Origin of the sequence: Helicobacter sp. L8 (assembly GCF_003660355.1) — a bacterium.
Classification (GTDB): domain Bacteria; phylum Campylobacterota; class Campylobacteria; order Campylobacterales; family Helicobacteraceae; genus Helicobacter; species Helicobacter labacensis.
Window position 1 is genome coordinate 1 of the sequence record NZ_QXQR01000037.1, and the last position, 3,756, is coordinate 3,756.

The 3,756-nt window shown below is 46.3% G+C and carries 1 protein-coding gene and 2 pseudogenes; 1 reads left to right on the top strand and 2 read right to left on the bottom strand.

What is annotated here, in order from left to right; all coding sequences use genetic code 11:
* Positions 1–927 (top strand): annotated as a pseudogene (locus EAO37_RS08830) (hypothetical protein); the annotation flags it as partial.
* Positions 928–1,246: 319 nt separating this feature from the next.
* Here the strand turns inward: EAO37_RS08830 and EAO37_RS08835 are convergent.
* Positions 1,247–3,049 (bottom strand): hypothetical protein, encoded by a 1,803-nt coding sequence (locus EAO37_RS08835; RefSeq protein WP_120946402.1) that lies wholly within the window; start codon positions 3,047–3,049, stop codon positions 1,247–1,249.
* A gap of 278 nt (positions 3,050–3,327) precedes the next feature.
* Positions 3,328–3,756: pseudogene (locus tag EAO37_RS08840) on the bottom strand (hypothetical protein); the annotation flags it as partial.

Genomic DNA, 3,756 nt, shown 5'->3' on the forward strand with positions numbered 1-3,756 from the left:
ACGCAAACCCCCACCCCCTCTAAAGAGAATCCGCCCCAGGACAACGCGTCTAAGCAAAATACGCCTCCAAGCGCAAGCCAAGAGAGTCCCTTGGAAAATACAGCCCAAACCCCCACCCCGCCTGAGATGAAGCCAGAGACAACTCCCCAAGCCAAACAAGCCACCCCCCAAGCCACCCCTCCTCCCACACAGATGCCCCTCCCCAATGTGGGTATGGGTGATTTGCAAGAATTTGCTTGTGGGACTTGGAGCTATGATGATGCCAAATTGGAAGCCACGCGCCCAACTATTGTGCGCAGTTTGGATAAAGCCAGCGGGCAGTATTTGGATTTAACCCCATGCAATTTACAAAGCGATCCTAGCACCAGCAAGAGCGGTAAGATCACCCTAGCCTACACCCCATTGCCCGACAAAATAGAAACTCTAGGTCCTACACAAACCACCCACACCTTTAGTCTCTCCAAAGCCAATTATTCCCAACGCCTATGCTATAGAGCTAAAACGCGCCAGTGCTTGCGCATTGATCCCAACACCACCCAAGAGTGGACCAGCACCTACTCCACCACCACCATTAAAACCACAAAGACCTACGAACGCCCGCTCCAAGTAGGCGCGTCCACCCCAACCTACTATGTGCAAGAACTCACAGAAAATAAAGCCGAGCGCACCACCAGTGTGCAAAAAAATGGGCTCAATTTAGACGCGGATTTTATGCAGTTTGTAGAAGTCTATGAGGGAAAATATTTAGACGATCAGATCAAGAATAGCCCGGAATACAAAACATGGGTGGAAGCTGTGGTGCGCCCTAACCAGGGCACTTGTAGCCAATATGAAGTAGAGGAACTGCTTAAGGGTAAGCGTGTGCTCCCTAGTATCCACAACACCCGCATTGTGTGTGTCAAGAGTGGAGATTATGTGTTAAAATAGGGATTCAAACCTGTGTGCTGTAGTAGTTTCTTAAGCGTGGGGTTTGTGCTTAACTTCGATTCCTCGAGCTCTCCATAGTTAAAGCTAGAGGATTCTAAGCGGAAATTGTGGCTTTAAACAAGAGCGATCTATTTAGGGTCTTATGTTTTCCCTATTGCGGTTGGTTGATGCCCCAAAGATTATCCCTTGCTTGGTGAGCAAGCTTGCGCTACTAGCCAACCACCCCCATAGCTTAGTTGCTTGCGGGTTTTAGAGCGGGCGTGCACAAAGGTTTGCGTTTTAGCACATGGCTAATTTTAATCGATCCTTGTTGCTATGGCTAAAACACCCAGCCGTAATTGAAAAACACATTGAAGTGCTCCACCCCCTCCTTAATCCCCAAAACACCCACTAAAGTTTTGGTGTTGATTTGGGCACGCACATTTTGCTGGATTAGGGGCAGGGCTATGCCTATGCTGTATTTAGAATGTTTGTAGCGGTAATTAAAGCCCGTAGTCAGGTCTAAGTTACCACTATTGGCAAAACCTATACCCAAATCGTAGCCTTTCCACAACGCCCGAAAGCCCAAGAAACCCCCAAAGGCGCTTTTAAGTTTGCGCACAGCGTATGCCCCTCTTTTCTTAGCGCGCAGGTGGTAGGTGCTATAGCGGGTTTTAAAATCAATGAGCGCGTCCATCCCCACTCCTAAAGCCACTTGGTTAATGGTGTGCACAAAACCCATTTTCTTAGCAAAGTTGTATTTTAAAATCCCGTAATAAGCCAAGCCAAAATAGTCGTTAAAATACTGTTGGTAACCCCCCTTGATGTCAAAACCCACCATTGCTAAGGCGTTAGAGCTATGGGTAGAGAGAACGCCTTGTAAAGCGCGCATAAAGGCTGTGGGATAAACAGGAGTGCTTTGGCTAGCAAGCTGGTTGTAATTAATGGGCAGTTTCCCCGCCTTGCCAAGTTGGGTCCACACATCTACACCGATACCTCCCATGCCTGCTTGCACATACCGACCATCGATTTTATAATACTTCCAGGCTGCCTGCGCCCCGTCTTTTGATTCGGGGGCTCCAATTGAGGGATACCAACCATTTTGGTAGGTCATGTTACCATTATGGCTATACCCATTGACATGCCCAAATTCATGCATCACCGTGATGATAGGCCATGTGTTGCCATTTATATTATCTGTGGACAAAATTTTGGCTGTGGCTGGATTGATTAAAGAGCTTTGAATCCCAAAGACTCCAGGGCTTCCTAGACCTTCGTAGGGAGCTTGGGGGGTTAGGGTGTCGATCACAATGGTTTTTTTACCGATGTATTTGTCATAGACCTGTTGCTTGTTTAACACATACTTTTGGTAAGCTGGGTTAGTGATTTGTCCTTGTGCGTTGGGGACCACATTGGGCTTAAAGTCTCCCGGACCATTCACTAATTCAAAGGGGGAGTTTAAAAGCGCGTTTTTGAATTGGGGGGAGCTTAACATGGCAGTGAGATTAAAAAATGTCTCCACTAACTCTTTTGCCTGTGTGGGCGTGGGGATAGCCCAAGTGGTGTTACCTGCAGCCCCTGCTTGGGCGATTTTGCCCTCAATATCCACCGTGATTTTAGCCAAATTGTCTAAAACCTGTGTGGTGGTGGGATCTGAAGAGCTAGAGGGAGCTAGACTGAAGATAGAATTGGCATTGCCCCCCAGCTTGGCAATCTCTGGAAGCAAATCCTCTGCGAGTACACTTTGGGTAAATTGGGGCAAATCCTTGATCATGCCTACCTTGACTTTTTGGCCATTGGCTGTGTCCATGTAAATATCTACATTGTGTAGATTGTAGGGTAGAAAACTCTCCACATGCAAACCCTTTTGGGTAAGTTGTATCTTTACTGGAGCGGTGGTATTAAAGGTAATGGGATTTTTCCTATTATCTAGGGCTGCTTGGGTGAAAGTGGGGGTGGCATCTTGCATATATTCTTGGCTACAGATGATGCCAAGCGGGCAGGGGGGTTTTGCATTAATGTCCTCACGGGTTTCTAAAAGTCCCGTCATCAGCCCTCCTTCCACAAAAAAACCATCTTTGGGATGGGCATTTAAATTTCCCAACACACCAAGCAACACCAAAGAGAAAAAACGCTTCTGCATGTATCCACCTCAAAAACCCGCGTTATAATAAAACTGGGTTAACTTGAACTTTAAGGAGCTTGGGTGTTAGCAGAGTCAAGCATGTTACTCCCCATTTAGCCACTTGCCCGCATTGTTCCTAAGAGTTTAGTTACCCTGCGCGCCCTTGGGTGCAAACTCTTTAAGTTTTGCTAAAAGCAAGATTGGGCGCGCATTTGTGCTACTCCCACCTGTAGCACTAGGCAGTCAGGATTGTAACCACCCTCATATGTAAAATTAAAATTAAACCTAGAGTGATCTTACACTGAGTAGCATACACAAGCTTTAAAGGCATTAATGTCTGCTTTTTTGTCCTCATTGCTTTTAAGTGCCTCAAGGATTTTTGTGCGTTGTTCTTGTGTTTCCAAGAAGTTAGTCGCATTAAAGAGGTGGTAAAAGTATAAAAAACTCTCTAAATCTTGCTCTTGTAAAATCTTTTCTAAATGCACTTCAAAAAAGACCTTGTTATAGCTGGGCTTACTTGCGTCATAAAAACGCCACACACGCCCATTGGTCAAAAAGCCATAGTTATGGCGCAAAGCGTTGAGATAGCCTAAGAGCTGGTGATGGGGGTTATGGGCGATCTTTTGATTATCCACATCTACGCTATAAGCCTTGCTCTCACAGATCACACTAAAGGCATTGCTGGCGTAGCGATCTTGTTTGTCTAGGGCTTGGTATTCTTGCTT